A 3,484-nucleotide genomic window follows, 5' to 3' on the forward strand; every position below is an offset into this window, starting at 1 on the left:
GCCGAGCAGACGGCCGAACTTGCAACCTTGCTTGGCTATGCAGACGGCATTCGTCGTCTCGGGGTGCGTGCCAATGCAGACACACCTGCAAATGCCCACAAGGCACGCGCTTTTGGTGCAGAGGGCATTGGCTTATGTCGCACGGAGCGTATGTTCAACGACCCCGAGCGTCTGCCCCTCATGCAAGAGATGGTCATCGCGGCTTCGCTCGAAGAGCGTACCCCGGCCCTGGAGAAACTGCTTCCCATGCAACGCGACGACTTTGAGAAGATCCTTGAGGCTATGGATGGTTTCCCCGTTATCATCCGTCTGCTCGATCCGCCTCTCCATGAGTTCCTGCCCCAGATAGACCGACTCACTGAAGAAATGGCCGAGGCAGAAACGGCTCACGACGAAGCGCGCATCACCTATCTGCAAAAGGTCATTAAGCGGTACAACGAGCTGAAGGAGTTCAACCCGATGATTGGGTTCCGCGGCTGCCGCGTTGGAATCCTGTATCCCGACATCTACCAGCTGCAGGTCCGTGCAATCGCCGAGGCAACTGTCACACTGGTCAAGCGAGGATTGCACCCGATGCCCGAGATCATGCTCCCCCTTGTCGGCCACGTCAATGAGATCAAGGTACTCAAGCCGCTGGTTCAGGAAGAGCTCGACAAAGTGTTCGAGCGCGAGGGCATCAAGGTTGCTGTGAAGATCGGCACCATGGTCGAAGTCCCCCGCGCCTGCCTGACTGCAGACGAGATCGCCGAGTACGCCGAGTTTTTCAGCTTCGGGACCAATGACCTCACACAGACAACCTTTGCCTACAGCCGTGATGATGCTGCTGGAACCTTCCTGCCCGCCTACCTTGATGCCAAGATCCTGAACGTTGATCCTTTCCAGAGCATTGATCAGAAGGGCGTGGGCAAGCTTGTGCGCATCGCTGTAGTTCTTGGTCGCCAGACGAACCCCAAGATTGAAATCGGCATCTGTGGAGAACACGGCGGCGACCCCGATTCCATTGAGTTCTGCCATCTGTCTGGTCTCGACTACGTCTCCTGCTCGGCACCGCGAGTCCCCATTGCGCGCCTTGCAGCTGCGCAGGCTGTCATCAAGAACAGGCCGGCTACCAGCTAGCCCAGAATTCTCATATATGCTACCTATCACGAACTACAGAGATAGGGAAGGAAGGCTGCTCTCTCAGAGGGCAGCCTTTGGCATTGCCAGCAAGGGACGAGTCTTGCCCGAAGGCGATGATGGCATCCGGTCCCCATTCCAGAAAGACCGTGACCGTATCATTCACTCGAGGGCATTCCGCAGGCTCCAGTACAAGACACAGGTGTTCATGGCGCCCAAGGACGACGAGATACGTACAAGACTCACTCATACCCTCGAGGTCGCACAGCTGTCACGCTCAGTGTGTGACGCTCTCGGTCTCAACGAGGACCTCGTAGAAGCGATTGCACTGGGACACGACCTTGGCCATGCGCCATTCGGACACACTGGAGAAGCCGTTCTTGACGCAAAGTTGAAGAGTATTGACCCCAGTCTGGGGTTCGAGCACGCACTACAGAGCCTTCGCGTGGTCGACACCCTGGAGCGCCGTGAGCGTGGACACGGTGATGTACTTTTTGGACTCAATCTCACCTATGAGACCCGCAACGGTATTGCCTCTCACAGCAAGGGACTTGAAGAAATGAGTAAGCTGGAGGACATGCGGAGTCCACAGACTCTGGAGGGACAGATCGTGCGACTCTGCGACAGGGTCGCCTATGTCAACCACGACCTCGATGATGCCATACACACCGGAATCATCGATGCAACCGACGTTCCGACGGTGACCACGGAGGCGCTGGGTAGTTTCTATTCGCAACGCCTCGATACGATGGTGCTGGACATCATCCGGTCCAGCTCCATCGCGGGCGAAATCGTCATGAGCCGACCCATACAGGAGGCCATGGACGGCCTGATGCTGTTCCTGAAAGACAGGGTATACATGCACTCGGAACCAAAACGCGAGGAAGGGAAAGCACGTGACCTGCTGTCTCGCATTTTCGACTTCTGCATGGAAGATGTCAGGCGTATGGACCCTTATCTGCGAGAGCACCCCATGACCTGTGAGTCAAATGATCCGGTTTCCATGTTCCGCGGAGACCTCCAGGGCACGGCACAGATCGTGACGGACTATATTGCCTCGATGACAGACCGTATGGCGCTTAAGGTAGCAACAGACCTGGTGATGCCGCACATCTACGTCTAGCCAGGCTTAGAAAACCGATTGTGGTATGTACGTGAGAAGGCCGGGAACGATTCCGGCCTCTTCTCTCGTATACCTAGGTGGTATGGAATACAAAGAGTACATCGCCGACATAAGTACCAAGATTGGCATCCTTGACGTCATTGGCCATTATGTCAAACTGCGCAAACAGGGTCGCAATTATGTGGGCCTCTGTCCTTTTCATCATGAAAAAACGCCGTCATTCACGGTCAGCCCCGACAAGAACATGTTCTACTGCTTTGGCTGCAAGGCATCCGGAGACATGCTGACGTTTGTGCGCAAGGTGCACAACGTGTCGCTTCCAGAAGCAATCGAGATCGTGTCCAAGGAATTCCATGTCGAGCTGCCGCCATGGCATATGTCCACAGCGGCGTCGAGGGAGCGTCAGGAACTCCTGCAAACGCTTAAGCTCGTCGCGACCGCATTTGCTGCTGCGTTGCAAAGCAGTCAAGCAGGTGAGTGCCAGGAGTATGTCAGAAATCGCGGACTCAGTTCTGAGACAGTGAAGCACTTCTCTCTTGGCTACTGTCCTCGCAACACGGACAGTCTCGTCAAGTGGTGTGCGGAACACGGGATCGATGAGGATAGCCTCGCACGCACCGGCATCGTGCAACGGCATGAAGGGCACTCGTTCTCGCCATTTGCCCATCGACTGATGTTTCCAATCTGGGACAGCATCGGCAATATCATCGCATTTGGTGGACGAGCCATCGACGGGTCGATGCCCAAGTACACGAACAGCCCCGAGACTCCGCTGTTTGCCAAGAGAAGGACGCTTTACGCACTCCCTCTGGCTGAGCCGTCCATACGTGAAACCGGGACGGCTATCGTCGTCGAGGGATACATGGATGCTATCGCTCTCCACGCCGCAGGTTTCACCAATGTCGTTGCCTCGCTTGGCACGGCATTCACAGAGGAACAGGGTACCCTGCTGAGACGGAGCGCCTCTCGCGTTCTGCTCAATTTCGACAGTGACGAAGCCGGCCAGCGCGCTGCTCGTCTTGCACTCTCGATAGCCGACCGAACCGGGCTGGACGTAGCCGTGGTCAGGGTCGAGGGGGCAAAGGACCCAGATGAGCTGCTGCGCGAACCTGAGGGAAAGGCCAAGTACCAGGTCGCCTTGGACCAGGCAACATCCGTGGGCGATTTCCTGCTCGATGCTGCCATCGTAGGCAGGGACATGAACTTAGTCAACGATCGAAGGGCATTTGTGCAAGAAATGATGGA

At 56.3% G+C, this 3,484-nt stretch carries 3 protein-coding genes; all 3 read left to right on the plus strand.

The window, feature by feature from the left end; all coding sequences use genetic code 11:
• A partial coding sequence (locus tag SMC5_RS05815; RefSeq protein ID WP_119119964.1) for a putative PEP-binding protein occupies window positions 1-1,116 on the plus strand: 1,116 nt, incomplete at its 5' end.
• 16 nt (window positions 1,117-1,132) lie between these two features.
• Window positions 1,133-2,239: a deoxyguanosinetriphosphate triphosphohydrolase gene (locus SMC5_RS05820; RefSeq protein WP_119119965.1), complete on the plus strand. Its 1,107-nt coding sequence runs from the start codon at window positions 1,133-1,135 to the stop codon at window positions 2,237-2,239.
• 82 nt (window positions 2,240-2,321) lie between these two features.
• Window positions 2,322-3,484, plus strand: a 1,163-nt coding sequence (gene dnaG / locus SMC5_RS05825) for a DNA primase (RefSeq protein WP_119119966.1), incomplete at its 3' end; no start/stop codon positions are given.

The organism is Candidatus Cryosericum odellii, assembly GCF_003570935.1.
In the GTDB taxonomy this organism is placed as follows: Bacteria; Caldisericota; Caldisericia; order Cryosericales; family Cryosericaceae; genus Cryosericum; species Cryosericum odellii.